The 23,916-nt window shown below is 37.4% G+C and carries 32 protein-coding genes; 10 read left to right on the top strand and 22 right to left on the bottom strand.

Annotated features, from left to right (window positions below):
* Positions 1–159 precede the first annotated feature (159 nt).
* Positions 160–669 (top strand): plasmid replication DNA-binding protein, encoded by a 510-nt coding sequence (locus CIK80_RS15075; RefSeq protein WP_095570677.1) that lies wholly within the window; start codon positions 160–162, stop codon positions 667–669.
* Between the two features lie 18 nt (positions 670–687).
* Here the strand turns inward: CIK80_RS15075 and CIK80_RS15070 are convergent, their stop codons facing one another.
* The 5 genes from CIK80_RS15070 to CIK80_RS15050 form a co-directional block, all read right to left on the bottom strand.
* Entirely contained in the window at positions 688–984 is a 297-nt protein-coding gene (locus CIK80_RS15070) for a hypothetical protein (protein WP_068330409.1), read from the bottom strand.
* Positions 971–1,252, bottom strand: coding sequence for a BrnT family toxin (locus CIK80_RS15065; protein WP_095570687.1), 282 nt, complete (start codon positions 1,250–1,252; stop codon positions 971–973). Before CIK80_RS15065 ends, CIK80_RS15070 begins: the two co-directional genes overlap by 14 nt.
* The gene (locus CIK80_RS15060) at positions 1,252–1,452 is read right to left on the bottom strand and encodes a type II toxin-antitoxin system RelB/DinJ family antitoxin (protein ID WP_095570675.1); all 201 of its coding nucleotides are present in this window, start codon (positions 1,450–1,452) and stop codon (positions 1,252–1,254) included. Before CIK80_RS15060 ends, CIK80_RS15065 begins: the two co-directional genes overlap by 1 nt.
* Positions 1,453–1,555: 103 nt before the next feature.
* Positions 1,556–1,816 carry a hypothetical protein gene (locus CIK80_RS15055; protein WP_095570674.1) on the bottom strand — a complete coding sequence of 87 codons (261 nt, stop codon included), beginning with the start codon at positions 1,814–1,816 and terminating at the stop codon, positions 1,556–1,558.
* Positions 1,817–1,883: 67 nt separating this feature from the next.
* A complete protein-coding gene (locus CIK80_RS15050; protein WP_095570673.1) occupies positions 1,884–2,285 on the bottom strand; it encodes a hypothetical protein in 402 nt (133 codons plus the stop codon).
* Between the two features lie 471 nt (positions 2,286–2,756).
* Here CIK80_RS15050 and CIK80_RS15045 point away from each other — a divergent pair, with 471 nt between their 5' ends.
* From CIK80_RS15045 to CIK80_RS15030, 4 genes are all read left to right on the top strand, one after another.
* Positions 2,757–3,131, top strand: a complete 375-nt coding sequence (locus CIK80_RS15045) for a hypothetical protein (protein WP_068039641.1) — start codon at positions 2,757–2,759, stop codon at positions 3,129–3,131.
* Positions 3,132–3,758: 627 nt separating this feature from the next.
* Entirely contained in the window at positions 3,759–4,688 is a 930-nt protein-coding gene (repM, locus tag CIK80_RS15040) for a replication initiation protein RepM (RefSeq protein ID WP_068039598.1), read from the top strand.
* 499 nt (positions 4,689–5,187) lie between these two features.
* Complete coding sequence (locus tag CIK80_RS15035) at positions 5,188–6,948, top strand: L-lactate permease (protein ID WP_062846046.1); 1,761 nt, start codon at positions 5,188–5,190, stop codon at positions 6,946–6,948.
* A gap of 131 nt (positions 6,949–7,079) precedes the next feature.
* On the top strand, positions 7,080–8,288 hold the full coding sequence (locus CIK80_RS15030; protein WP_068039600.1) for an alpha-hydroxy acid oxidase: 1,209 nt from the start codon (positions 7,080–7,082) through the stop codon (positions 8,286–8,288).
* A gap of 139 nt (positions 8,289–8,427) precedes the next feature.
* Here CIK80_RS15030 and CIK80_RS15025 read toward each other — a convergent pair whose 3' ends face one another.
* From CIK80_RS15025 to CIK80_RS15005, 3 genes are all read right to left on the bottom strand, one after another.
* Positions 8,428–9,369 carry a lantibiotic ABC transporter permease gene (locus CIK80_RS15025; protein WP_095570686.1) on the bottom strand — a complete coding sequence of 314 codons (942 nt, stop codon included), beginning with the start codon at positions 9,367–9,369 and terminating at the stop codon, positions 8,428–8,430.
* Between the two features lie 884 nt (positions 9,370–10,253).
* Positions 10,254–10,649, bottom strand: coding sequence for a hypothetical protein (locus tag CIK80_RS15010; RefSeq protein WP_087039996.1), 396 nt, complete (start codon positions 10,647–10,649; stop codon positions 10,254–10,256).
* A complete protein-coding gene (locus CIK80_RS15005; protein ID WP_218778293.1) occupies positions 10,634–10,903 on the bottom strand; it encodes an excalibur calcium-binding domain-containing protein in 270 nt (89 codons plus the stop codon). Before CIK80_RS15005 ends, CIK80_RS15010 begins: the two co-directional genes overlap by 16 nt.
* Before the next feature lie 220 nt (positions 10,904–11,123).
* Between CIK80_RS15005 and CIK80_RS15000 the strand changes: the two genes are divergently transcribed.
* Complete coding sequence (locus CIK80_RS15000) at positions 11,124–11,633, top strand: hypothetical protein (protein WP_095570683.1); 510 nt, start codon at positions 11,124–11,126, stop codon at positions 11,631–11,633.
* Between the two features lie 18 nt (positions 11,634–11,651).
* Here the strand turns inward: CIK80_RS15000 and CIK80_RS14995 are convergent, their stop codons facing one another.
* The 5 genes from CIK80_RS14995 to CIK80_RS14975 form a co-directional block, all read right to left on the bottom strand.
* The gene (locus CIK80_RS14995; protein WP_179207223.1) at positions 11,652–11,948 is read right to left on the bottom strand and encodes a hypothetical protein; all 297 of its coding nucleotides are present in this window, start codon (positions 11,946–11,948) and stop codon (positions 11,652–11,654) included.
* Between the two features lie 164 nt (positions 11,949–12,112).
* The gene (locus CIK80_RS14990) at positions 12,113–12,280 is read right to left on the bottom strand and encodes a BrnT family toxin (protein WP_087039978.1); all 168 of its coding nucleotides are present in this window, start codon (positions 12,278–12,280) and stop codon (positions 12,113–12,115) included.
* Entirely contained in the window at positions 12,277–12,477 is a 201-nt protein-coding gene (locus CIK80_RS14985; RefSeq protein WP_095570675.1) for a type II toxin-antitoxin system RelB/DinJ family antitoxin, read from the bottom strand. Before CIK80_RS14985 ends, CIK80_RS14990 begins: the two co-directional genes overlap by 4 nt.
* 103 nt (positions 12,478–12,580) lie before the next feature.
* Positions 12,581–12,841: a hypothetical protein gene (locus CIK80_RS14980; RefSeq protein WP_095570674.1), complete on the bottom strand. Its 261-nt coding sequence runs from the start codon at positions 12,839–12,841 to the stop codon at positions 12,581–12,583.
* Positions 12,842–12,908: 67 nt separating this feature from the next.
* Positions 12,909–13,310 (bottom strand): hypothetical protein, encoded by a 402-nt coding sequence (locus CIK80_RS14975; RefSeq protein ID WP_095570673.1) that lies wholly within the window; start codon positions 13,308–13,310, stop codon positions 12,909–12,911.
* Positions 13,311–13,781: 471 nt separating this feature from the next.
* On the opposite strand from CIK80_RS14975, the gene CIK80_RS14970 reads away from it, so the two are divergent.
* Both CIK80_RS14970 and repM (CIK80_RS14965) read left to right on the top strand, forming a co-directional pair.
* Positions 13,782–14,156 (top strand): hypothetical protein, encoded by a 375-nt coding sequence (locus CIK80_RS14970; protein ID WP_095570682.1) that lies wholly within the window; start codon positions 13,782–13,784, stop codon positions 14,154–14,156.
* 624 nt (positions 14,157–14,780) lie between these two features.
* Positions 14,781–15,725 carry a replication initiation protein RepM gene (repM, locus tag CIK80_RS14965; RefSeq protein WP_227685541.1) on the top strand — a complete coding sequence of 315 codons (945 nt, stop codon included), beginning with the start codon at positions 14,781–14,783 and terminating at the stop codon, positions 15,723–15,725.
* 61 nt (positions 15,726–15,786) lie between these two features.
* On the opposite strand, the gene CIK80_RS14960 is transcribed toward repM (CIK80_RS14965), so the two are convergent.
* The 4 genes from CIK80_RS14960 to CIK80_RS14945 all read right to left on the bottom strand — a co-directional run bounded on the left by CIK80_RS14960 (position 15,787) and on the right by CIK80_RS14945 (position 20,192).
* Positions 15,787–16,950 (bottom strand): DUF262 domain-containing protein, encoded by a 1,164-nt coding sequence (locus tag CIK80_RS14960; RefSeq protein ID WP_095570681.1) that lies wholly within the window; start codon positions 16,948–16,950, stop codon positions 15,787–15,789.
* 17 nt (positions 16,951–16,967) lie between these two features.
* Positions 16,968–18,185, bottom strand: coding sequence for an adenine-specific methyltransferase EcoRI family protein (locus tag CIK80_RS14955; RefSeq protein WP_095570680.1), 1,218 nt, complete (start codon positions 18,183–18,185; stop codon positions 16,968–16,970).
* Between the two features lie 416 nt (positions 18,186–18,601).
* Entirely contained in the window at positions 18,602–19,744 is a 1,143-nt protein-coding gene (locus CIK80_RS14950; protein ID WP_143516805.1) for a RelA/SpoT domain-containing protein, read from the bottom strand.
* A gap of 4 nt (positions 19,745–19,748) precedes the next feature.
* Positions 19,749–20,192, bottom strand: coding sequence for a type II toxin-antitoxin system antitoxin SocA domain-containing protein (locus CIK80_RS14945; RefSeq protein WP_095570678.1), 444 nt, complete (start codon positions 20,190–20,192; stop codon positions 19,749–19,751).
* A gap of 334 nt (positions 20,193–20,526) precedes the next feature.
* Between CIK80_RS14945 and CIK80_RS14940 the strand changes: the two genes are divergently transcribed.
* Complete coding sequence (locus CIK80_RS14940; RefSeq protein ID WP_095570677.1) at positions 20,527–21,036, top strand: plasmid replication DNA-binding protein; 510 nt, start codon at positions 20,527–20,529, stop codon at positions 21,034–21,036.
* 18 nt (positions 21,037–21,054) lie between these two features.
* On the opposite strand, the gene CIK80_RS14935 is transcribed toward CIK80_RS14940, so the two are convergent.
* From CIK80_RS14935 to CIK80_RS14915, 5 genes are all read right to left on the bottom strand, one after another.
* A complete protein-coding gene (locus tag CIK80_RS14935; RefSeq protein WP_068330409.1) occupies positions 21,055–21,351 on the bottom strand; it encodes a hypothetical protein in 297 nt (98 codons plus the stop codon).
* Entirely contained in the window at positions 21,338–21,619 is a 282-nt protein-coding gene (locus CIK80_RS14930; RefSeq protein WP_095570687.1) for a BrnT family toxin, read from the bottom strand. Before CIK80_RS14930 ends, CIK80_RS14935 begins: the two co-directional genes overlap by 14 nt.
* On the bottom strand, positions 21,619–21,819 hold the full coding sequence (locus CIK80_RS14925) for a type II toxin-antitoxin system RelB/DinJ family antitoxin (protein WP_095570675.1): 201 nt from the start codon (positions 21,817–21,819) through the stop codon (positions 21,619–21,621). Before CIK80_RS14925 ends, CIK80_RS14930 begins: the two co-directional genes overlap by 1 nt.
* Positions 21,820–21,922: 103 nt before the next feature.
* The gene (locus CIK80_RS14920; protein ID WP_095570674.1) at positions 21,923–22,183 is read right to left on the bottom strand and encodes a hypothetical protein; all 261 of its coding nucleotides are present in this window, start codon (positions 22,181–22,183) and stop codon (positions 21,923–21,925) included.
* A gap of 67 nt (positions 22,184–22,250) precedes the next feature.
* A complete protein-coding gene (locus CIK80_RS14915) occupies positions 22,251–22,652 on the bottom strand; it encodes a hypothetical protein (RefSeq protein WP_095570673.1) in 402 nt (133 codons plus the stop codon).
* Positions 22,653–23,123: 471 nt separating this feature from the next.
* Here CIK80_RS14915 and CIK80_RS14910 point away from each other — a divergent pair, with 471 nt between their 5' ends.
* Entirely contained in the window at positions 23,124–23,498 is a 375-nt protein-coding gene (locus tag CIK80_RS14910; RefSeq protein WP_068039641.1) for a hypothetical protein, read from the top strand.
* The last annotated feature ends 418 nt before the right edge of the window (positions 23,499–23,916 follow it).

Raw genomic sequence — 23,916 nt, 5'->3', positions numbered from 1 at the left:
TGTTTTTAGCGGAGCAGTACAGTATACCATACGTATACTCTTTTCACTTAGATAAAGCAACCCAAACATTCAGTTTGCCCCACTGACGAATTAATGCCATAGTTGTTCACTGAACGTTCTGAACACTTGCTAAAAACGTACTTGAACACTAGGTGAATCATGAGCATATCGGTGACGAAAGCGGCAAAAGAATGGGGTGTATCAAGAACCACCATCTATCAGAAAGTCAATGATGGTGAGCTTTCCAGAACCGCAGACAAGAAAATAGACGTTTCAGAAATGTTGCGCGTGTTCGGTGAGCCAATTTCTAAAAAACGTACTGAACGTCCAGTGAACACTGTCCAAAGTACACCTCTGAACAATCAAAGTGTTCAGTACAATACAGAGATTGAACACCTATTAGCGCTTGAAAAGCTCAAGAATGAGCACCTCAGCCAACAAGTGAGCGATCAAAAAAAGTTGATAGAGAATTATCAGCAGCAGATAGCACAGCTGAACAAAACACTGGATAAAGCCAATGCCAGTATTCAGGATTTTGCTCAGGTTAGACTGTTAGAGTTTAAAAAATCTGAGCAGGCCTATGAGCCGCCACTTGAACAAGAGAAAGAAAAAACAGACAACTCAACCGTAGCTACGGTTGAGAAAAAGAAAAAGTGGTGGGTGTTTTAGACGCTGTGGTTTTATCGACTAATGATCTAACAAATACTCTTCTAGCGCATCGTTAATCATATCTTGATAGTTTCCGCCGGTCTTCTTCGCCTTATCCTGGAATCTCGCAATGATACTAGGACTCACGATACTGGCACCGACCATAGGATCATCTGCCACCACACTACCACGAGTCGCACTCGACCAGTCTGTGACTTCAGGCATATCAGACAAATCTATATCGTCATCTGAAAGCATCGCCAATCGTTGCAAGTTGGCTTCTTGCTCAGCGCTTAAAGACGGTAACTCATTTGCTTTATAGCTAACCTTGTTCATAGAACCTCCTTTCAGCCTTAGTGGCACGTCGTGCTGATATGATACGAATAACCTCACCACCATCACTATCTCTTTGAGTATGAGCGACTAGTAATACCGCTACCCCATTCACTGCGCCAAGTGCTTGCCACCGCTCTTCACCATTTTCATATCGGTCTTGCTGACGCAAACACAAAGGATCAAAAAATACCCGAGCTGCTTCTTCAAAGGATAAGCCATGTTTGCGTTGATTACTGCTATTTTTCTGTTCATCCCATTCAAATTCAATCATTGATCACCGTCTTCAAGCATATTGGTGCTAGTCATTGTCTGATAATCAAAAGATAGTGGTATGCTATTGGTTTCTGCCACCTGATGCAAAAACAGCTTAATCGCTTGAGAAGGCGTTAAACCGTAGCCCTCAAGCACCGAAAACGCCTTGTCTTTTAATTCTTGATCCAGACGGATATTATAATTGGTTGTGCTCATAGCATTACTTATCGCTTATTCATGTACGTTTAATATAAGCAATAAGTACTGTCAATTCAATATTTTAGATCTTTGGTCTTTTACGAACAGTGATAGTAACGTGCTACTCATCCAATTCACGCAGGAAATCATCAATTTTCTGTTCTAGCTCTTTTTGTATGACGTAGAGTTCGCTCGCGCTATATTCTCTTAGCATACTTTCCTCATCTTTTAGCTCAAACATCTTTTTAAGTATGCTATCGCTATGAGATTCGTTCTCTAAACCAAAGGTGTTAAGACGACCCATTTGACGGTAGTATTCTCGTTGCGCCTCTTCAAACATCATGAAATGGTTACTTGCTACTGATACACCTTCAATACTCATAAATTGCTCCTTTTTATACTAGGAAAATGTCCCTTTATGAAATTTTTATTTATTTAATATCAATCATTTACTTATCAAAAAGAGATCTATTTCTTTTATTTGCTAGCTTCGCTTCAAATCTCTTCATAGCCGTATCCAATTCTTCATGCGTGGGCTGTACATAGGACTCATCACTAGCATCTGTATTGCTTTCTTGGATTGAGTCATTAGAATATAAATCAACAAAAACTTGCTTTCTTACCTCAGGTTTAACCTCAACATTACTGCTAGAATTATCTGTAGCGACAGACAATTCCTTTGATTCTTTTCTATAGCGATAAAGATAATTGGTCAGTGTGCCAGTCGTTAGAATGAGGTCATAGCGCTCAGCTAATATCTCAACCACACCTTCATAGGTATATGAAACAGCCAGCTCTTCGATCACCTCATAAAGATCACGAAATTTGGAAAACTTTGTTCTCTTAGCCATAAATTCCTATCTCCATCTATTTCTGAAGTCAATTATCTCAATTATAAAAACGCTCATAAATTGCTCATATTTAACTAACGATTTACTACTCTTTTGCTAACTTTTTACTAACGATTTGCTAACTTTTAATCAATCATACATTAATTGCTCATAAATTGCTCATATCTAGCTAACGATTTGCTACCCTTTTACTAATGATTTACTAACGTAACGCTCTTATAAGCCTTTTTAGCTAAAAAGGCTTACTACAGGTAGAAAATAACCGATTTTTCTACCTGCTTTTTGGTCATTAAATTATCCAATTTAATGACTACACCATACGCACCCCCTTGGGATGAAAAAAAGCGTATTAAATCAGCAACTTACCTGATTTAATACGCTTTTTTCTGTACACAAAATGTTTACAAATTAGATTTAAGTCACTGATTTTTATGGTATATTACTGTCCACAATTTGTAAACAAGGATAATTATGTACACTCCTACCGTGTCATTTAGATTAAAACCTGAAGTCTACCTAAAACTAGAAGCGATAGCAGCAGAGGAAGGATTATCTCCTGGTGTCTACCTAAAGAAAAAATTGGAATCAGATACCAATAGCTTTCTTGAAGATCTTAAGTTTATGAAAGGAGATATTAGTGAGATTCTATACTTATTACAGTCGGACGACGACGATATAAAGGCAGTAGAGAGCAGCTCAAATCAGAATGATATGGTCAAGGCTTTGATGCCGATAGTGCTAGAATCGTTATTAATATTAAGAGAGGTGGCAGCACCTAACAAAGTATCCAATGCTCAAAAACTGGTTAACAAAGCTGGGATAAAGGCACACAATAGTTTGGATTAATAATTAAATGTATATTGCCCTTGTATCAGCTGATACAAGGGCTTTTTTTTGAGAAGTCATTTGATGATCAGAGATTGATCCTTAGTGGGACAGTCATAAAAACTACTGTGATTCTAACGATCTTCCGAAGATGTTAGTTGATAGGAACAACCATGGGACTGTATAAGCTCATATAAGCCGTCTAAGTAGGTTAAAAAAATTTTACCTAGCAACTGTACCAAACGATACTTAGAACCTCATAGGGAGCTTAACAGGCTGTTATTATCTCTATTTGACTAGGGTTTTGATCTCTCTTTTTAAATTATTTGAAATTACTAGTATTGAATGGATTGCTATATTTACCGGCTTTTTCTTTTGTCATTCTAATTATTAATAACCAAAAAGGTTTTTAATGTTTTTAAATACTTTTAAAAGCTTTTACGTCCTCTGAAAGCCTTGTTATTAGGGGCTTTCATTGCTCATAAAGCAACGTTTACCCTGCTATAAAGCAACGTTTACCCTGCTATAAAGCAACGTTTACCCTGCTATAAAGCAACGTTTACCCTGATTAAAGCAACTAATTATTAATTGTTGCTTATTCGGGTTTTGTATGTGACTATCTAATGAATATAAAATTTAGAGGTTTCTATGAAGTTAGTTGTTAAAGATAACTCATTGATTAACGCTAGTTACTCGCTTGGCTTAGTTGAGCAAAGAATAATGTTGCTTGCAATCGTTGAAGCTAGAGAAACGGGGCAAGGTATTGATACAGACACGTTTTTAGAAGTCCATGCTCAGCATTACGCAGATCGTTTCGATATTGATGTAAACAATGCTTATTCCATGCTTTCAGAAGCTACACAAACCCTTTTTAATAGACAGGTAACTTACACTGTACATGATGAAAAACGTAATAAACCTGAAAAAAGGGTAGTGCGTTGGGTAAGTGGTATTTCTTATGTCGAAGGGGCAGGAGTAGTGAAATTACGCTTTGCTCCTGAAGTAGTGCCTCTCATTACTCGTTTGGAAAAGAATTTCACCAGCTATGAGCTTGAGCAGGTGAAAAGTCTAAATACCTATGCAACAAGGCTATATGAGATTTTAGTAAGCTGGAGAAGTGTTGGGAAAGTTACGATAACCCTTGAAGAGTTACGCAATAACTTAGGCTTAATTGATGAATATTCTAGGTTAGAGGCTTTCAAAAGACGGGTTTTAGATTTGGCAATCACTCAAATCAATCAACACACTGATATTACTGCTGAATATGAACAGCACAAGCAAGGACGTGCCATTACAGGCTTTACATTTAAGTTCAAAGTAAAGAAAGATAAAGTAAAAATTACTGCGAAAATTGAGACTGATAAAAGCGATATGTTTACCGTTGAAGGATTGAACGATAAGCAGCTGGGGCGTATCACACGTAACAAGCAGTTCATTGCTGATTATAACCACTTGGTTAGCTCTACTAGTCCAGCAGGACAAGACCCTAAGGCGTGGGAGTTTGAAATGATTAATCGTCTCAAAAAAGATGCTTCACAGTTTAAGAAGCGTCCTATCAGAGAGTATCTTGATTACTAGGGCTTATGAGTGCGTTTGATCGGTTCGGTTCCCTAGTGAGGACTTAAATTTTCAGTTGTAGCTCATCTTTTTTTAGCCTCGCTATCAAGCCCCTTACTTTATATATAGAGATTGGTGGCTTTTATTTTATGCAGGATTAACGAGAGCAATCGACGATAGGGCTCATTACTGTAATCATCGAGATTATAATCAAAGACTCGCTGATCAAGATCGTCATAACTTTTAATTTTTTGATCTATATTTATTTACTAGTATAATTTGTCCACTTTTGCTATTTTGGCTGTCCAAGCAATTTACCATATTAAATACAGAAGAACTATCGAATCTCGATAACTTAAAGATATTCTTATGTTCGTAAAAATATAAAAACAGAGGACTGTTGAAGTCAAATAATAATATGTTATTTAAAAGCTAAAAAGACTTTGGCATAACTTCAGGTTTAGTGATTCCAGCTTAATAAAATAATTGGCTGGTACACTTATCAACAAGGATTGTTATAATGTATACCTTTTTGGCTTTAGCACCTATTCTCGTCGTTTTCTTGTTACTTGTAGTCCTGCGGCTACCGGCAAAAATATCTATGAGCGCAGCTTATCTTGCAACGGCATTGCTAGCTTTTTTCGTTTGGCATGCTAGTGGCGCTCAAGTCGCTGCTGCCACTGTTAACGGTATTATTGTAGCGCTCACGATTTTATTCATCGTATTTGCGGCTATCTTGTTACTCAATACCTTAAAAGAAAGTGGTGCCATCATCGCCATTCGTAAAGGTTTTATGGATATCTCGCCTGACAGACGCGTTCAAGCAATCATTGTGGCGTGGTTATTCTGCTCATTGGTGGAGGGCTCATCAGGATTTGGTACGCCATCTGCTATCGGTACTCCACTATTATTGGCGCTAGGTTTCCCAGCAATGGCTTCTGTTATGGTCATGTTGATTATCCAGTCTACGCCGGTGTCATTTGGTGCCGTTGGCACACCGATATTACTTGGCGTTTGGTCTGGTATCAGTGATAAACAAGATCTAGCTCAGTCTATTGCGCCGACCTCTGCTGAAAATTATCTCTTACAAATTACCGCTAATATCGGGCTGTTACATGCATTAGTAGGCTTTTTAATTCCGCTAATTTTAAGTGCATTTTTGACGCGATTTTTTGGCGAAAAACGCTCTTTTATCGAAGGGCTCAAAGTGTGGCCTTTTGCACTCTTTGCCGGTCTCAGCTTTACCATTCCCTACTTTTTGGTGGCTAAATACCTAGGTCCTGAGTTTCCATCATTAGTAGGCGGTTTTATCGGTTTACTGATTGTACTTCCTGCGGCAAAGCGCGGATTTTTAATGCCGAAAGATATCTTCGATTTTGCACCCCGAGACGACTGGGACAAAGATTGGCTAGGTACTTTGGACGAAGAACAATATGATGATTCAATAGCACCAAAGTTTACTTTAATAAGGGCATTTTCTCCTTATATTATTGTTATTGGGCTATTAATTGTATCTCGGGTTGTGACACCGCTGAAAAACTTTTTGGTAGGGGACTTCACAACGATTAACCTTGCCAATCTTTTTGGTACGACTATTTCTAGTAAAATACAACTCGCTTATTCTCCGGGTACTATTTTAATTATTACTTCATTACTGTGTATATTGCTGTTTAAAATGAACAGACAAGCGGTAAAACGTAGTTGGATTAATTCAGCAAAAACTATGATTGCGGCAGCGCCAGCTTTATTGTTTTCGGTGCCGATGGTACAAGTATTTATTAATTCAGGTTCAGCCGCCGATGTCGCCACTTCGCTACCAGCCATGCCGATATTATTGGCTGAAAGTGCGGCTGGGGCGTTTCAAAATGCATGGCCGCTAGTCTCGCCATGGATTGGCGCAATGGGTGCGTTCATTGCAGGTTCCAATACCATCAGTAATATGATGTTTTCTTATTTTCAGTGGTCAACTGCCAGCCAAATTGGCCTTGATAGCAGCCATGCTGCACAAGTAGTAGCACTTCAAGCAGTGGGCGGTGCAGCGGGTAATATGATTTCAGTACATAACGTGGTTGCCGCGTGTGCAGTGGTCGGGTTAATAGATAAAGAAGGCTACGTCATTCGAAAAACCTTGCTCGCCATGATTTACTACGTCATTCAAGCTGGATTGATTGGTATGGGTATCATTTTTGGTGATTTTTGGTGGTGGATTTTGGCTATCATTTGGCCAGTAGTATTTTTTGTACTAATGTCGCTGACCAGTAGAAAAAAGGCGATTAATTAATATTTAATAGCTACACTAAAAAATCCTATGAACTCATCATTCTGACGCCATTATATTATCTATATTAGATTCAGAATGGTTAGTTACAGTGACTACATTATAATTACTAAATAGTTACCAAGGAAAACCCCATGAAAGATTTAAGCAAAATTACAAATATTGAAGACTTGCGCCAAGTCGCTGAACGTAAAGTACCTCGTATGTTTTATGATTATGTCGACTCCGGTTCATGGACTGAGACTACATATCATAATAATGAGACTGACTTTGACCGTATAAAGCTGCGCCAGCGTGTGATGGTCAATATGGAAGGACGCTCGCTTGCTACTAAAATGCTGGGTATGCCCGTCAATATGCCCGTAGCGATCGCGCCAACGGGCTTCACTGGTATGATGTGGGCAGATGGTGAGATTCACGCGGCGCGTGCTGCTGAAAAATTTGGTGTACCGTTTTCGCTATCGACTATGAGTATTTGTTCTATTGAAGATGTGGCGACGCATACTAATGCACCGTTTTGGTTTCAGCTGTATATGATGCGCGATCAGGAATTTATAGCTAACCTAATTCGCCGTGCCAAAGAAGCCAATTGTTCAGCGCTTATCTTGACCGCCGATTTACAAGTATTAGGGCAACGTCATAAAGACATTAAAAATGGTCTTTCTGCACCCCCCAAACCAACGCTTGCCAATATTTTAAACTTAATGACCAAACCGCAATGGTGCATGAATATGCTGGGTACTAAACGGCGTACTTTTGGTAATATTGTCGGTCATGCTAAAAATGTCGAAGACATCTCCTCTTTATCAGCGTGGACGGCAGAGCAATTTGATCCTGCACTTAGCTGGGATGATGTCGCGCGCATCAAAGATATGTGGGGCGGTAAGCTCATTATAAAAGGCATTATGGAGCCTGAAGATGCGATCATGGCCGCGCGTAGTGGGGCTGATGCACTGGTGGTTTCGAATCATGGTGGGCGTCAATTAGATGGTGCACCATCTTCTATTGCTGCACTAAGTGATATTATACAAGCGGTCCATGCTGAGAATAGTGATATCGAAGTATGGTTAGACAGCGGTATCCGCTCTGGTCAAGATGTCTTAAAAGCAATCTCATTGGGTGCCAAAGGCACACTTATTGGCCGCGCGTTTCTTTACGGACTTGGTGCTTATGGCGGAGATGGTGTACGTCGTGCGCTTGAGATCATTTATAAAGAATGTGATATCAGTATGGCATTCTGTGGTCATACTAATATTCAGGAAGTAACAGATGATATTCTGGTAAATGGTACTTATGAGCAACTCAAATCTGCTCTGCCCTATATAGCACCTATGCGCTGGTGACTCTCGAATCATTGTTCTCTTAAGAAATGTTATGAGAAATGACTTTGGATAGAAGAAGTCAGTTTGCACGGGTTCTATTAAGGTATACTCAAAAAATAAATCCTTTAAACGATAAATCATCTATTAACAGTCTGGCTGTTCAAAAACTTGATTTTAAATCCATAGGCCTAGTTGTATGGCGTTTTGCCATATATTTGCCCAGTAAGGGTAAGCAAAACATTGGTAATTGAAAAGCACCCAGTAACGGTAGAAACACCGCACCCATAAAGGGTACAGTTATGGTGTAAGAAAGTAATACATTGCGTCCGCCACATACCAGCGCCGCGACAATAGCATTCTCATAGCCAAAACGCCGATATATTATATAAGCGGTAAAATAAAACACCAATGCCAATACCGAACTTAGCACTAGTAATAACAACGCTTGCCAGGGATTATGGTCAAACGTAGTACGAAATCCTGCCATCAGTCCCAGTGGAAACAACATCAGCAGTAAAATATTAAACTGCCCAATTTTGGGATAATAACGTGACAAAATAGCAGGTGGAACAAACCGACGCACTCCCACAGCTAGCACCATTGGCATGAAAATATAAACTAACAAGCGTTTGACATAAAGACCAACGTCTAAATTCGAACTTTCATCGCCTAATAGCCATAATACGCCTAATAATGTACAGGGCATAACGAGCGTAGCAGCGATAGTTTTTGCCGTCGCCAGTTGTGCATCAAATCCCACCGCATTGACCAACGCACCACTACCGAATAATGGGGCAGTGGCACCAAGACCTGCAATCGCCAATAGCCAATCGCCACGTACACCGAGTGCATAAGCAATTACTATTAAAGCTAGACTCATGCCCCCGCTTTGTAACAAGGCAAAAACCCATACATAGCTTGTCGCTATACGCTTTAAAAGTGCATATTGGTCAATGCCTAGTAAAGTAAAAAACATCAAGAAGAACAATATTTGGGGTAAATATACCAATACTGCATTGGATAAGTTTGGAAAAACAAAGCCCATAATTGCACAAACTGGCATAATTAATGTGCTATGGCGCGCAATAAAACTAAGAAGCATGGCCTTTCCTAATAAAAAATGTTTTTTTGATACATATGCTGAACCACGCTGGGATTGTTTGATATCCAACAATCTTAGAGAGTATTAAAATTCCGAGGTGTCTCATATACCTACCACATTGATGCCTGTATAGCGCACCAAACTTACTTTGAACCACTTTTGAGGAAGATAACGACTATGGAATCATTGAAGAAGATGCTTTTTAGTATTATGACAGCAAGTTTGTGTTTAATTTTATCGGGTTGTAATTATGGTATTTTTGATTGGAATAATCAAAATCTCGATAAAAGAAAAGATTATAAGAATTGGAGTAGTTGTATTACTGACCAACAAAGTGTTGCGAGGGTACAATTACAAGATAGCTATAACAAAGCAATTGATCAGGATATTTTTGAAAAATGTACTACTAATTCTAACTATAGGTTTAAATCCGATCCCAAATATAGGTAGGAATAAGGAGTTTGAATACAATGAAGAGCCTTATTAAGCTCAGCTCTATAGTGATATCTTGTTTAATATTGTCAGGGTGTTTTCCATGTAAGCTCGGGGACTGGAACTGTAGCCAAATAGACCCTAGATGGTCTAAAAATATTGATGAATGCCAAAGCACTCAAAGGAGTATTGCAAAAAATATTCTCAAAGACAGATATTCTGACAAAATAGATAGTGAAATAGGAAATAGCTGTATACAAAACACAAACTACAAATTTAAGACCATAAACTAAATTGTGCTCTTAATCAGGCTTTAAAAAGTGGATTCGTACTCACGGATAGAATGTGTATGGCAGGTACACCACGAAGTACACTGGAACTGTTTCGTGAGTAAAGTCGTTGATACTATTAGCCCACAGCCAAAGATTCAAGTCCTCACTAGGGTACCGAACTTAATAATTTGCAAGCTCATCCTCTTGCTCATAACAGACCTTCAACCCAATCTGTACGGCTTCGCTAAGATCAGCTCCCTCCTTGACACTATAAGGCACATTTGGCGTCAAACGTCCCAGCTTTAAGCCATCCACCGCTGATTTATTAAGCGGTGTACCAACATAAGACTCATCAGTGTAACCCTTAGGATGAAAGTACACCTCACGACCAAAAGCAGGATTCGAGGCACACCCAATCTCACCCTCAGGCACTGTAAATGGATAAGGGGTGGTGTAACTTTCATTCCATGCATGCTCATTCACTACGATATAGCCTGAACCATACATCTCATCTTTATTACCTGAACTGCACCCTATAATCGCGATAGACGCTACCGCAATTAACCACCTGGACATATTGATTCGCATGGCACACCGTCCTTATCACGGTCTAGCTTAGTGTTTCCGCATTTAAGTGCTAGTTTGGCTTGTTCACAGCTGACCATTTGCGTACAAACACGAGGCAAGCCTTTGCATTGTGAACCACCAGCACCTTTAGCAAACAACGGATGATCTACCTCAACATCGCTATAAAATGGATTGTCAGTGACCACTGCATGAGATGACAGGGCAAAGATAGATAACGCCATACTTAGAATAACTTTCTTCATAAAACCGACTCTTTTTAATATCCGCAATACTATCTTCAGATAGTAATATTACCCTATATTTGTTTAACAAAGTGAGCGCCATGTGACTAAATATCTAATTTACACATCAAATTATTTATGATTTGCCTCACAGATAAGTTAATGCGATAGTTGTTCATTGAACGTTCTGTACAGTTGTACTGGACACTTGCTAAAAACGTACTTGAACACTAGGTAAACCATGAACATATCGGTGACGAAAGCAGCAAAAGAATGGGGTGTCTCAAGAACTACCATCTATCAGAAAGTCAATGATGGTGAGTTATCCAGAACCGCAGATAAGAAAATAGACACGTCTGAGATGTTGCGGGTGTTTGGTGAGCCAATTTCTAAAAAACGTACTGAACGTTTGGTGAACACTGTCCAAAGTACACCTCTGAACACTCAAAGCGTTCAGTACAGTACAGATATTGAACACCAATTAGCGCTCGAAAAGCTCAGAAATGAACACCTCAACCAACAGGTGAGTGATCAAAAGAGGTTGATAGAGAATTATCAGCAGCAGATAGCACAGCTCAACAAAACGCTGGATAAAGCCAACGCCAGTATCCAGGATTTCGCACAAGTGAGATTGCTAGAATTTAAAAAAGCTGAGCAGGACTACGAGTCACCACTTGAACAAGAGAAAGAAAAAAAAGACAACTCAACCGTAGCTACGGTTGAGAAGAAAAAAAGATGGTGGGAATTTTAAACGTTGTAAGCTTATCGACTAATGATCTAACAAATACTCTTCTAGCGCATCGTTAATCATATCTTGGTAGTTTCCGCCGGTCTTTTTCGCCTTATCCTGGAATCTCGCGATGATACTAGGACTTACGATACTGGCATCAACCATAGGATCATCTGCCACCACACTACCACGAGTCGCACCCGACCAGTCGGTGACTTCTGGCATATCAGACAAATCAATATCATCATCTGAGAGCATCGCCAATCGTTGCAAGTTGGCTTCTTGCTCAGCGCTCAAAGACGGCAACTCATTTGCTTTATAGCTAACCCTGTTCATAAAACCGCCTTTCAAACTTGGTGGCACGTCGTGCTGATATGATACGAATAGCCTTACCACCATCCCTATCTCTTTGAGTATTAGCAGCAGGGTTATATAAGAAAACAGTAAATGAAGCGAGAAAACAGTCCTAAAAAAAGTATTGTTTTAAGGCTTTTTGATGATTATTTCACTGCACCAAGCGCTTGCCACCGCTCTTCACCATTCTCATATCGGTCTTGCTGACGCAAACAGAGTGGATCAAGAAATACACGAGCCGCTTCTTCAAAGGATAAGCCATGTTTGCGTTGATTACTGCTATTTTTCTGTTCATCCCATTCAAATTCAATCATTGATCACCGTCTTCAAGCATATTGGTGCTAGTCATTGTCTGATAATCAAAAGATAGTGGTATGCTATTGGTTTCTGCCACCTGATGCAAAAACAGCTTAATCGCTTGAGAAGGCGTTAAACCGTAGCCCTCAAGCACCGAAAACGCCTTGTCTTTTAATTCTTGATCCAGACGGATATTATAATTGGTTGTGCTCATAGCATTACTTATCGCTTATTCATGTACGTTTAATATAAGCAATAAGTACTGTCAATTCAATATTTTAGATCTTTGGTCTTTTACGAACAGTGATAGTAACGTGCTACTCATCCAATTCACGCAGGAAATCATCAATTTTCTGTTCTAGCTCTTTTTGTATGACGTAGAGTTCGCTCGCGCTATATTCTCTTAGCATACTTTCCTCATCTTTTAGCTCAAACATCTTTTTAAGTATGCTATCGCTATGAGATTCGTTCTCTAAACCAAAGGTGTTAAGACGACCCATTTGACGGTAGTATTCTCGTTGCGCCTCTTCAAACATCATGAAATGGTTACTTGCTACTGATACACCTTCAATACTCATAAATTGCTCCTTTTTATACTAGGAAAATGTCCCTTTATGAAATTTTTATTTATTTAATATCAATCATTTACTTATCAAAAAGAGATCTATTTCTTTTATTTGCTAGCTTCGCTTCAAATCTCTTCATAGCCGTATCCAATTCTTCATGCGTGGGCTGTACATAGGACTCATCACTAGCATCTGTATTGCTTTCTTGGATTGAGTCATTAGAATATAAATCAACAAAAACTTGCTTTCTTACCTCAGGTTTAACCTCAACATTACTGCTAGAATTATCTGTAGCGACAGACAATTCCTTTGATTCTTTTCTATAGCGATAAAGATAATTGGTCAGTGTGCCAGTCGTTAGAATGAGGTCATAGCGCTCAGCTAATATCTCAACCACACCTTCATAGGTATATGAAACAGCCAGCTCTTCGATCACCTCATAAAGATCACGAAATTTGGAAAACTTTGTTCTCTTAGCCATAAATTCCTATCTCCATCTATTTCTGAAGTCAATTATCTCAATTATAAAAACGCTCATAAATTGCTCATATTTAACTAACGATTTACTACTCTTTTGCTAACTTTTTACTAACGATTTGCTAACTTTTAATCAATCATACATTAATTGCTCATAAATTGCTCATATCTAGCTAACGATTTGCTACCCTTTTACTAATGATTTACTAACGTAACGCTCTTATAAGCCTTTTTAGCTAAAAAGGCTTACTACAGGTAGAAAATAACCGATTTTTCTACCTGCTTTTTGGTCATTAAATTATCCAATTTAATGACTACACCATACGCACCCCCTTGGGATGAAAAAAAGCGTATTAAATCAGCAACTTACCTGATTTAATACGCTTTTTTCTGTACACAAAATGTTTACAAATTAGATTTAAGTCACTGATTTTTATGGTATATTACTGTCCACAATTTGTAAACAAGGATAATTATGTACACTCCTACCGTGTCATTTAGATTAAAACCTGAAGTCTACCTAAAACTAGAAGCGATAGCAGCAGAGGAAGGATTATCTCCTGGTGTCTACCTAAAGAAAAAGCTGGAGTCAGATACCAATAACTTTCTTGAAGACCTTCAGTTTATGAAAGGAGATATTAGTGAGATTCTGCACTTATTGCAGTCGGAAGATGAAGGATCAAAAGCAGTAGAGAGTCCATCAAATCAGAATGATATGATCAAGGCTTTGATGCCGATAGTGCTAGAATCGTTATTGATATTAAGAGAGGTGGCAGCACCTAACAAGGTATCCAATGCTCAAAGATTGGTCGATAAAGCAGGAATAAAAGCATACAATAGTTTGGATTGATAATTAAATATAGATTGCCCTTGTCTCAGCTGAGACAAGGGCTTTTTTTGAGAAGCCCTTCAATGTGCAGAAAATTGTTCTTGATAGCATATTTGTGGAAGACTGCTAGAGATACTAGCTGTCTTCCACAAATTTTAGTTGCTATTGACAAATACATAACTGTGTAAGCCCATACTAGCCGTTTAAGAAGTTGCAAAGGTAAATTACCTAGCAGATTACCAAATTATATTTAGAACCTTATAGGGAGCTAAATAAGATGCTATTAGTTCTATTTGACTAGCGCTTTGATCTCTATTTTTTAAATTATTTTAAATCACTAATATTGAATTCATTGCTATCTTTACTGGCTTTTTCTTTTGTCATTTTAATTATTAATAACCAAAAAGGTTTTTAATGTTTTTAAATACTTTTAAAAGCTTTTATGTCCTCGGAAGCCATTGGTATTAGGAGGTTTTACGACCCATAAAGCAACGTTTTACGACCCATAAAGCAACGTTTTACGACCCATAAAGCAACGTTTTACGACCCATAAAGCAACGTTTTACGACCCATAAAGCAACTAATATATAAAAATGTTGCTTTAACAACTTTTAGCTATTATAGTTGCTTAAAATTAGGTGGAAGATGAAAATGTCTAAACAGTTAGTTACTAAGGACAACTCTTTAATTGGCGCGAGTTATAGTTTAGGAGTAGTTGAACAACGCTTAATATTTTTAGCGATTATTGAGGCAAGGGAACAAAAAACATTAATAGAAGCTGGAGGGTTATTAAGAATTTACGCGCAAAGCTATACCAAACAATTTAATGTTGAAAAACATACATCTTATGAAGCTATGAAAAGAGCAGTAGAAGGATTGTATGAGGCAGGTTTTGCGTATAGTAAGATAGATGAACGTTCAGGAAAGATAGGACATTATAAAAGTCGTTGGGTAGATAAGATTGGCTACATTGATGACTTAGGTTGTGTTGAGTTAGTATTTGCAAGTGATGTAATACCTTTAATTACGAGGCTTGAAGCGCGTTACACGGAATATGAATTGAAGCAGGTCGTAGGATTGCAGAGTGAGTATGCAATCAGACTATATGAGTTAATTATTCAATGGAGGTCAGTAGGCAAAACCAATCAGATATCACTTGTGGAATTGCGCGAGAAGCTGGGCTTGGTAGAGGAATACCAACGAATAGAAGCCTTTAAAAGACGGGTTTTAGACTTGGCGATCACTCAAATCAACGAACATACTGATATTACTGCTGAATACGAACAGCACAAACAGGGACGTGTCATTAAAAGCTTTACATTCAAGTTTAAAGCAAAGAAAAGTAAAGAAAAAGTTGCTACTAAAATTGCTAATAATGCCGATATGACTGCTATTGAAGGACTTAGCGATAAGCAACTAGGACGTATTGCTCGCAACCCTAGCTTTATAGCAGATTACAATCATTTGGTGAGCTCTACCAGTCCAGCAGGTCAAGATCCTAAAGCGTGGGAATTTGAGATGATTAATCGCCTTAAAAGAGACGCTTCTCAATTTAAGAAGCGTCCAATTCGAGAGTATCTCGAATTTTAAAGCTATTCTACAAAATTAGTTTCTGATTCTTATTCTAAATTATGCGCAACAATCTAAAATTTTATTTATTTCCTTTAGCTCTGTTATGGCTAGAACATAACATCTCGCAATTTTTAGAGTCTGTAGATCCGCCTTTACTCCATGCTTTAACATGGTCAGCATCCATCTCGCTTAACTTCCAGATTCTTTTTTTATTGGAGTTGTCGCTTATTGCACATAGAGGACAATTTGAAACGCCTTCGATCTCGGCTTTATTTTTCTGCTTATTGTAAGTAGATCTTTTAGTTGCATCATCAAATATACGAACTTCAAGGAGTTTGGTATCAACAGAACCGCCAAGTATATATTCAAAAATACCTCTATTCTTTTTGACGTATGGATCAGCATAAAGATTTTGGACTTCTTTTGATACTTGCTGAGGATCAAAGGGCTTTCCTTTGTATTCTGTATACAAGCGCCCCCATTCTAAGCCTTTCATTTCCTTTTCAATGTCTAGAAACACAGTTGACACCCAGTCCAGAACACTATCAAAGTAATTTTTAAGCTCATTTATATCGGTGTCTGTGCGATGGCGGCTCATATAGTCGCTGATATTCCCTTTACTTACCCAGTCTAAAGCTGTTTCTAAAAAATCTTGCCTAAGAGCAGTGCCTGAAATATAGTTACTCCATTTCTGGACATTAGAGTTTTGGCTATTACTAAACTCTTCTTTGGCAAGAGTGACAAAACTTCCCGAGTATACTGCATTCAGTAGCTCCTGTTCATTTAGAGGAACGCCTATAATATTGATGGTTTTAAACCATTCTTTTATCTCGGTTTCTGTGCCTTCACACTCGTAAACTAACAGCTTTGTCTCAAGAATTTTTTTTTGTAGGTCTTCAGCTATGCCATTAAAATACTGCTGCATTCCATTTTTGTCTTTAATGGCAAATTTATTAGTAACAAACCTCCCAATACTCGTAATACGTTGTTGTCCATCCAATACTTCAAATTTATTTTCATCAGTTTTGTTAAAATAAATGAGACCTATAGGATAGCCTTTTAATATTGACTCAATGACAGCAACGTCTCTTTTACCATCTGCATAAATATAATTACGTTGATATTCAGGTTGTATAGTTAATCTTCCTGATAAACCAAACACCCCTTTCCCCTCAAACTCGTTATAAACAAAACCTTTGCAAATATCACTGATGGTAGTCTCTGTATTAAGTATTGCTTTCATCTACTAACTTCCCTTTATTATTTTTTATGACGTATAAATATTCTTTGATAAGTTGACTGAACGATATGGCCATCTTTATTTATAAAATAATTTTTCTTTCCATCATTTTTCGCAATATTAGTGTTTTCATTAGTTTTACCGCCTGAAGAGCCTGTTCTCTCTCCGTTTTGCCTAACTTCCACATAATCATCATATTTTTTTGTATCGGGTACTTCGTCGTGACACCCTCTTTGTGTAGCACCTAGAATTTCAAATTGATCAGGGTTGTATTTATCAAGAAAGCTAATTGGAACACCCATGACACCGTCATAGTCGCGAGGAATAGCATTAGTGAATGGTATCTCGATTGCATCGTAATTATCATATACTTCGTAAGCAGAATTTCCTTTCATTCTATTATTAAAACGTAAATTATCTTCCATAGTCATCAATTGCAATGGTTGATGGCGGCGACCATGCTCAAAACTTGTAAACCAGCATGAGTTGCCTAACCTTGTGTAGTCGCCAATATAACCAAGCTTGGCAGCCTTTTGCCTATCACTTTCTTTAACTTCCGCACCAGCGGGAACAGCAAAGACCATATCATTACTGTTACCTGTTGCGCCTAACCACATTCTATTTTCTTTAATTAGAGGAAATACTTCTTTATAGGTGATAGCGTTCATATTACCTATGATGACGAATTTTTTATCTGCTTCAACTATCCAAGCTAGAAACTCACGAAATAATGAAAAAGGTGGATTAGTAATAATCATGTCAGCTTCGTTTCTTAGTTTCTCAATCTCTTCACTTCTAAAATCACCATCACCTTCTAAATAAGACCACTCCAAATCGTCTATATCAATCTTACCATCACCTGACTTATCCTTCGTAAGTGTAAATATCTTACCGTTATTTAAAGCCTTACTTGCATCAAATTGTGGATCTTTACTCTCAAATAGACTAGGTTGATAATCCTCTTTATAGATTTTTCTATTGGGAGCGTAGCTTGTACTAATAAGTTTTTTTAAACCAAACCTAACAAAGTTTTGAGCAAAATATCTTGTAAAATTACTCCATTCAGGATCATCGCATGGAAGCAATATGGTTTTGTTAAAAAACACATTTGGATCATAATCTAGATATGCATTTATTTCTTTTTCGATATCCTCGTATTGTGTATAAAACTCATCATTCTTGTTTGTCTTAGCCTTAGAGAGGTTTCTATTTGCGGTACTTTGTCCACTATTTGCCATTACAAAATAATCCTATATAACTAATATTTTTAATATTTGCGAATTTATAATATCAATCTTCTGTCTATTTTTGGTAATTACCCATACTTCTCAACACTTTGTTCAATTATAGGCATAGAAGATGCTAATGACATGAGCTACACATCAAACCCTTTTTGATTTGCCTCATAGTTAGGTTGGTGGAATAGTTATTCACTGAACATTATGTCTATCTAGAAATGCACTTTAACCTAACTAAATGGCTTGGTTGCTTTTAAGGTAGAGAAGAACAGATATTATAAATGTCAGTGTGCCCTACAACTAACTTAAGAGAGTTAGCAGTCTATTTTGGAAAATACCCTTACGCTTATACAAGTTTAGAAAAGTTATACTTGGAAATATTCAAATGAATGTCTGTTTTTTCATCTTCACTTTAATTATGAATATTTCACTAAGAGTTTAGTGTATCTACTAATAAAATCATTACTATCTAAAAAATAGTTCGGATAAGCTTCTTCAATTTTATTGACATCATCTACAGACACTAAAACAACATCAAAATTATTACTTCTTTGATATTCCTGCTCTAATCTTACATAGTCTTCGTTAGCATCGCGTTCATCGTCATATGGCAAAACTTTTGTTTCATGTGTATATAAATTTAGTTGAATTAAATAATACTTTGCTTCAACACTTTGCTTAGGCGAGGGTATGGAGGTAAAACCTCTTAGCATTTCAATAATCTGTAATTTTTTATCTAAAACATCTAACTTAATACATATATCTGATGGAGTATGCTTTGCGTAAGCAGCGACTATAGGAGAACCCTCTTCAATTGAAAAAAGAACACTTGATAACTCAAGAAAACGTAGATAGCTTTCGTTTCCTTGCCCTGCTTTAAATGAAACACGTTGCAAAGATCCCAATATCTCTACTACAGTTGCCCATTCATGCTGGATTTTAGTTCGGATTTGTAATTCTAATTTAAAATAACTATTTCCATCAGCTTTACATTTGAATATTTGATGTATACCTCTATAGCCATCAGGCTTCGGTTCCGAGATATAGTTTGTAGTATGGAAATCATCAAAAATACAATCAGAGTTAATTATTTCGCAATTATGAGTGTCATGTATGAACTGATCTAAAACTTCCATATCAGGTAAGGTAACTCTGATACCTACTAGATCGTCCATTTGAGCTAATCTCATAGTTGGCCTTACCACTAACTTATTAGCTATAGACTCTAACCTTTTTGATCGAGAAGAAACGATACTTTGTTCAAAAACCTGCAAACGCTTTAATTTACCTTCTAATAAAGCAGAAAAATACTTTAGAGAGGGGATATGATTTTCTCGATACCGCTTTAATATAAATAGTGCATCTCTGAACTCTTCTTCACTTATTGTATTTTTAGAAGTCGAATCTAATTCTTTCATATAAGAACGTATGATATCACCAGATTTTGTAATGGCGCCTTTAGAAATAGGAAAAGAGAGTGGCGTCTCTTGATTGACGTCACTCTCTTTAATGTCTTCAATTTCAATATCTTCAAAGGTTGTTCTTATATCTAATTTCACATTATTACACTCTACCTTCAACCATCTCTTGAAAGTTGATAAGAGTTCCTACTGCACCTTTAGACCATGCAGTTTCTGGTTGATGTGTCATCCAAGATAGTTGAGTACCACTATAGTTACCGTAAGCTTCAGTTATTTGTTCTAGAAATTCGATTACTTGTTTGTCGTTAGAAGGTACTGTTTGAAGCTCACTCCACATACTGTAACCAAAACTACTGATACTTTTAGCGCCAAAAACTTTAAATTCATGGTAAATTTCAGGTAAAACAGGGCCATATTGCCATCGCTCAAAGTATCCTTCAAACAAAGGGCTATTGTTTGACTTTAAATACCATGATTGAGCAAAAAACATTAACTTTTGCAACTTCATTGGAGTTAAGTTATTAGTTTTTCCATTATTAGATTGTTCAATAAACGCATTGGCAACAGCAATAGCTGAATATTTCATAATAACCTCCCTTTAGGTTGATTAGTTTATATTTAGAGGAAAATAGATCCTAAAAGTTTCAAAATTAGGCATGTATATGTTTGAAGATGTGGTAGGTTATCCGTAAAACACACTTAAAAAATGTAAATGAATTACTTCAGTTCGGAGGTAGCAAATACAACTAAATATATATTGCTGTTTTTAGCGGAGCAGTACAGTATACCATACGTATACTCTTTTCACTTAGATAAAGCAACCCAAACATTCAGTTTGCCCCACTGACGAATTAATGCCATAGTTGTTCACTGAACGTTCTGAACACTTGCTAAAAACGTACTTGAACACTAGGTGAATCATGAGCATATCGGTGACGAAAGCGGCAAAAGAATGGGGTGTATCAAGAACCACCATCTATCAGAAAGTCAATGATGGTGAGCTTTCCAGAACCGCAGACAAGAAAATAGACGTTTCAGAAATGTTGCGCGTGTTCGGTGAGCCAATTTCTAAAAAACGTACTGAACGTCCAGTGAACACTGTCCAAAGTACACCTCTGAACAATCAAAGTGTTCAGTACAATACAGAGATTGAACACCTATTAGCGCTTGAAAAGCTCAAGAATGAGCACCTCAGCCAACAAGTGAGCGATCAAAAAAAGTTGATAGAGAATTATCAGCAGCAGATAGCACAGCTGAACAAAACACTGGATAAAGCCAATGCCAGTATTCAGGATTTTGCTCAGGTTAGACTGTTAGAGTTTAAAAAATCTGAGCAGGCCTATGAGCCGCCACTTGAACAAGAGAAAGAAAAAACAGACAACTCAACCGTAGCTACGGTTGAGAAAAAGAAAAAGTGGTGGGTGTTTTAGACGCTGTGGTTTTATCGACTAATGATCTAACAAATACTCTTCTAGCGCATCGTTAATCATATCTTGATAGTTTCCGCCGGTCTTCTTCGCCTTATCCTGGAATCTCGCAATGATACTAGGACTCACGATACTGGCACCGACCATAGGATCATCTGCCACCACACTACCACGAGTCGCACTCGACCAGTCTGTGACTTCAGGCATATCAGACAAATCTATATCGTCATCTGAAAGCATCGCCAATCGTTGCAAGTTGGCTTCTTGCTCAGCGCTTAAAGACGGTAACTCATTTGCTTTATAGCTAACCTTGTTCATAGAACCTCCTTTCAGCCTTAGTGGCACGTCGTGCTGATATGATACGAATAACCTCACCACCATCACTATCTCTTTGAGTATGAGCGACTAGTAATACCGCTACCCCATTCACTGCGCCAAGTGCTTGCCACCGCTCTTCACCATTTTCATATCGGTCTTGCTGACGCAAACACAAAGGATCAAAAAATACCCGAGCTGCTTCTTCAAAGGATAAGCCATGTTTGCGTTGATTACTGCTATTTTTCTGTTCATCCCATTCAAATTCAATCATTGATCACCGTCTTCAAGCATATTGGTGCTAGTCATTGTCTGATAATCAAAAGATAGTGGTATGCTATTGGTTTCTGCCACCTGATGCAAAAACAGCTTAATCGCTTGAGAAGGCGTTAAACCGTAGCCCTCAAGCACCGAAAACGCCTTGTCTTTTAATTCTTGATCCAGACGGATATTATAATTGGTTGTGCTCATAGCATTACTTATCGCTTATTCATGTACGTTTAATATAAGCAATAAGTACTGTCAATTCAATATTTTAGATCTTTGGTCTTTTACGAACAGTGATAGTAACGTGCTACTCATCCAATTCACGCAGGAAATCATCAATTTTCTGTTCTAGCTCTTTTTGTATGACGTAGAGTTCGCTCGCGCTATATTCTCTTAGCATACTTTCCTCATCTTTTAGCTCAAACATCTTTTTAAGTATGCTATCGCTATGAGATTCGTTCTCTAAACCAAAGGTGTTAAGACGACCCATTTGACGGTAGTATTCTCGTTGCGCCTCTTCAAACATCATGAAATGGTTACTTGCTACTGATACACCTTCAATACTCATAAATTGCTCCTTTTTATACTAGGAAAATGTCCCTTTATGAAATTTTTATTTATTTAATATCAATCATTTACTTATCAAAAAGAGATCTATTTCTTTTATTTGCTAGCTTCGCTTCAAATCTCTTCATAGCCGTATCCAATTCTTCATGCGTGGGCTGTACATAGGACTCATCACTAGCATCTGTATTGCTTTCTTGGATTGAGTCATTAGAATATAAATCAACAAAAACTTGCTTTCTTACCTCAGGTTTAACCTCAACATTACTGCTAGAATTATCTGTAGCGACAGACAATTCCTTTGATTCTTTTCTATAGCGATAAAGATAATTGGTCAGTGTGCCAGTCGTTAGAATGAGGTCATAGCGCTCAGCTAATATCTCAACCACACCTTCATAGGTATATGAAACAGCCAGCTCTTCGATCACCTCATAAAGATCACGAAATTTGGAAAACTTTGTTCTCTTAGCCATAAATTCCTATCTCCATCTATTTCTGAAGTCAATTATCTCAATTATAAAAACGCTCATAAATTGCTCATATTTAACTAACGATTTACTACTCTTTTGCTAACTTTTTACTAACGATTTGCTAACTTTTAATCAATCATACATTAATTGCTCATAAATTGCTCATATCTAGCTAACGATTTGCTACCCTTTTACTAATGATTTACTAACGTAACGCTCTTATAAGCCTTTTTAGCTAAAAAGGCTTACTACAGGTAGAAAATAACCGATTTTTCTACCTGCTTTTTGGTCATTAAATTATCCAATTTAATGACTACACCATACGCACCCCCTTGGGATGAAAAAAAGCGTATTAAATCAGCAACTTACCTGATTTAATACGCTTTTTTCTGTACACAAAATGTTTACAAATTAGATTTAAGTCACTGATTTTTATGGTATATTACTGTCCACAATTTGTAAACAAGGATAATTATGTACACTCCTACCGTGTCATTTAGATTAAAACCTGAAGTCTACCTAAAACTAGAAGCGATAGCAGCAGAGGAAGGATTATCTCCTGGTGTCTACCTAAAGAAAAAATTGGAATCAGATACCAATAGCTTTCTTGAAGATCTTAAGTTTATGAAAGGAGATATTAGTGAGATTCTATACTTATTACAGTCGGACGACGACGATATAAAGGCAGTAGAGAGCAGCTCAAATCAGAATGATATGGTCAAGGCTTTGATGCCGATAGTGCTAGAATCGTTATTAATATTAAGAGAGGTGGCAGCACCTAACAAAGTATCCAATGCTCAAAAACTGGTTAACAAAGCTGGGATAAAGGCACACAATAGTTTGGATTAATAATTAAATGTATATTGCCCTTGTATCAGCTGATACAAGGGCTTTTTTTTGAGAAGTCATTTGATGATCAGAGATTGATCCTTAGTGGGACAGTCATAAAAACTACTGTGATTCTAACGATCTTCCGAAGATGTTAGTTGATAGGAACAACCATGGGACTGTATAAGCTCATATAAGCCGTCTAAGTAGGTTAAAAAAATTTTACCTAGCAACTGTACCAAACGATACTTAGAACCTCATAGGGAGCTTAACAGGCTGTTATTATCTCTATTTGACTAGGGTTTTGATCTCTCTTTTTAAATTATTTGAAATTACTAGTATTGAATGGATTGCTATATTTACCGGCTTTTTCTTTTGTCATTCTAATTATTAATAACCAAAAAGGTTTTTAATGTTTTTAAATACTTTTAAAAGCTTT

This window comes from Psychrobacter sp. JB193 (assembly GCF_002285555.1).
GTDB lineage: Bacteria > Pseudomonadota > Gammaproteobacteria > Pseudomonadales > Moraxellaceae > Psychrobacter > Psychrobacter alimentarius.
The sequence above is the reverse complement of the archived record's forward strand: the minus strand, read 5'-3'. Positions and strand labels throughout refer to the sequence as shown.

Bases quoted from the DNA above. Each gene is read 5' to 3' on its own strand.
- CIK80_RS15075 (WP_095570677.1), top strand. From the start codon at position 160: ATGAGCATATCGGTGACGAAAGCGGCAAAAGAATGGGGTGTATCAAGA.
- CIK80_RS15070 (WP_068330409.1), bottom strand. From the start codon at position 984: ATGAACAAGGTTAGCTATAAAGCAAATGAGTTACCGTCTTTAAGCGCT.
- CIK80_RS15060 (WP_095570675.1), bottom strand. From the start codon at position 1,452: ATGAGCACAACCAATTATAATATCCGTCTGGATCAAGAATTAAAAGAC.
- CIK80_RS15055 (WP_095570674.1), bottom strand. From the start codon at position 1,816: ATGAGTATTGAAGGTGTATCAGTAGCAAGTAACCATTTCATGATGTTT.
- CIK80_RS15050 (WP_095570673.1), bottom strand. From the start codon at position 2,285: ATGGCTAAGAGAACAAAGTTTTCCAAATTTCGTGATCTTTATGAGGTG.
- CIK80_RS15045 (WP_068039641.1), top strand. From the start codon at position 2,757: ATGTACACTCCTACCGTGTCATTTAGATTAAAACCTGAAGTCTACCTA.
- repM (WP_068039598.1), top strand. From the start codon at position 3,759: ATGAAGTTAGTTGTTAAAGATAACTCATTGATTAACGCTAGTTACTCG.
- CIK80_RS15035 (WP_062846046.1), top strand. From the start codon at position 5,188: ATGTATACCTTTTTGGCTTTAGCACCTATTCTCGTCGTTTTCTTGTTA.
- CIK80_RS15030 (WP_068039600.1), top strand. From the start codon at position 7,080: ATGAAAGATTTAAGCAAAATTACAAATATTGAAGACTTGCGCCAAGTC.
- CIK80_RS15025 (WP_095570686.1), bottom strand. From the start codon at position 9,369: ATGCTTCTTAGTTTTATTGCGCGCCATAGCACATTAATTATGCCAGTT.
- CIK80_RS15010 (WP_087039996.1), bottom strand. From the start codon at position 10,649: ATGTCCAGGTGGTTAATTGCGGTAGCGTCTATCGCGATTATAGGGTGC.
- CIK80_RS15005 (WP_218778293.1), bottom strand. From the start codon at position 10,903: ATGAAGAAAGTTATTCTAAGTATGGCGTTATCTATCTTTGCCCTGTCA.
- CIK80_RS15000 (WP_095570683.1), top strand. From the start codon at position 11,124: ATGAACATATCGGTGACGAAAGCAGCAAAAGAATGGGGTGTCTCAAGA.
- CIK80_RS14995 (WP_179207223.1), bottom strand. From the start codon at position 11,948: ATGAACAGGGTTAGCTATAAAGCAAATGAGTTGCCGTCTTTGAGCGCT.
- CIK80_RS14990 (WP_087039978.1), bottom strand. From the start codon at position 12,280: ATGATTGAATTTGAATGGGATGAACAGAAAAATAGCAGTAATCAACGC.
- CIK80_RS14985 (WP_095570675.1), bottom strand. From the start codon at position 12,477: ATGAGCACAACCAATTATAATATCCGTCTGGATCAAGAATTAAAAGAC.
- CIK80_RS14980 (WP_095570674.1), bottom strand. From the start codon at position 12,841: ATGAGTATTGAAGGTGTATCAGTAGCAAGTAACCATTTCATGATGTTT.
- CIK80_RS14975 (WP_095570673.1), bottom strand. From the start codon at position 13,310: ATGGCTAAGAGAACAAAGTTTTCCAAATTTCGTGATCTTTATGAGGTG.
- CIK80_RS14970 (WP_095570682.1), top strand. From the start codon at position 13,782: ATGTACACTCCTACCGTGTCATTTAGATTAAAACCTGAAGTCTACCTA.
- repM (WP_227685541.1), top strand. From the start codon at position 14,781: ATGAAAATGTCTAAACAGTTAGTTACTAAGGACAACTCTTTAATTGGC.
- CIK80_RS14960 (WP_095570681.1), bottom strand. From the start codon at position 16,950: ATGAAAGCAATACTTAATACAGAGACTACCATCAGTGATATTTGCAAA.
- CIK80_RS14955 (WP_095570680.1), bottom strand. From the start codon at position 18,185: ATGGCAAATAGTGGACAAAGTACCGCAAATAGAAACCTCTCTAAGGCT.
- CIK80_RS14945 (WP_095570678.1), bottom strand. From the start codon at position 20,192: ATGAAATATTCAGCTATTGCTGTTGCCAATGCGTTTATTGAACAATCT.
- CIK80_RS14940 (WP_095570677.1), top strand. From the start codon at position 20,527: ATGAGCATATCGGTGACGAAAGCGGCAAAAGAATGGGGTGTATCAAGA.
- CIK80_RS14935 (WP_068330409.1), bottom strand. From the start codon at position 21,351: ATGAACAAGGTTAGCTATAAAGCAAATGAGTTACCGTCTTTAAGCGCT.
- CIK80_RS14925 (WP_095570675.1), bottom strand. From the start codon at position 21,819: ATGAGCACAACCAATTATAATATCCGTCTGGATCAAGAATTAAAAGAC.
- CIK80_RS14920 (WP_095570674.1), bottom strand. From the start codon at position 22,183: ATGAGTATTGAAGGTGTATCAGTAGCAAGTAACCATTTCATGATGTTT.
- CIK80_RS14915 (WP_095570673.1), bottom strand. From the start codon at position 22,652: ATGGCTAAGAGAACAAAGTTTTCCAAATTTCGTGATCTTTATGAGGTG.
- CIK80_RS14910 (WP_068039641.1), top strand. From the start codon at position 23,124: ATGTACACTCCTACCGTGTCATTTAGATTAAAACCTGAAGTCTACCTA.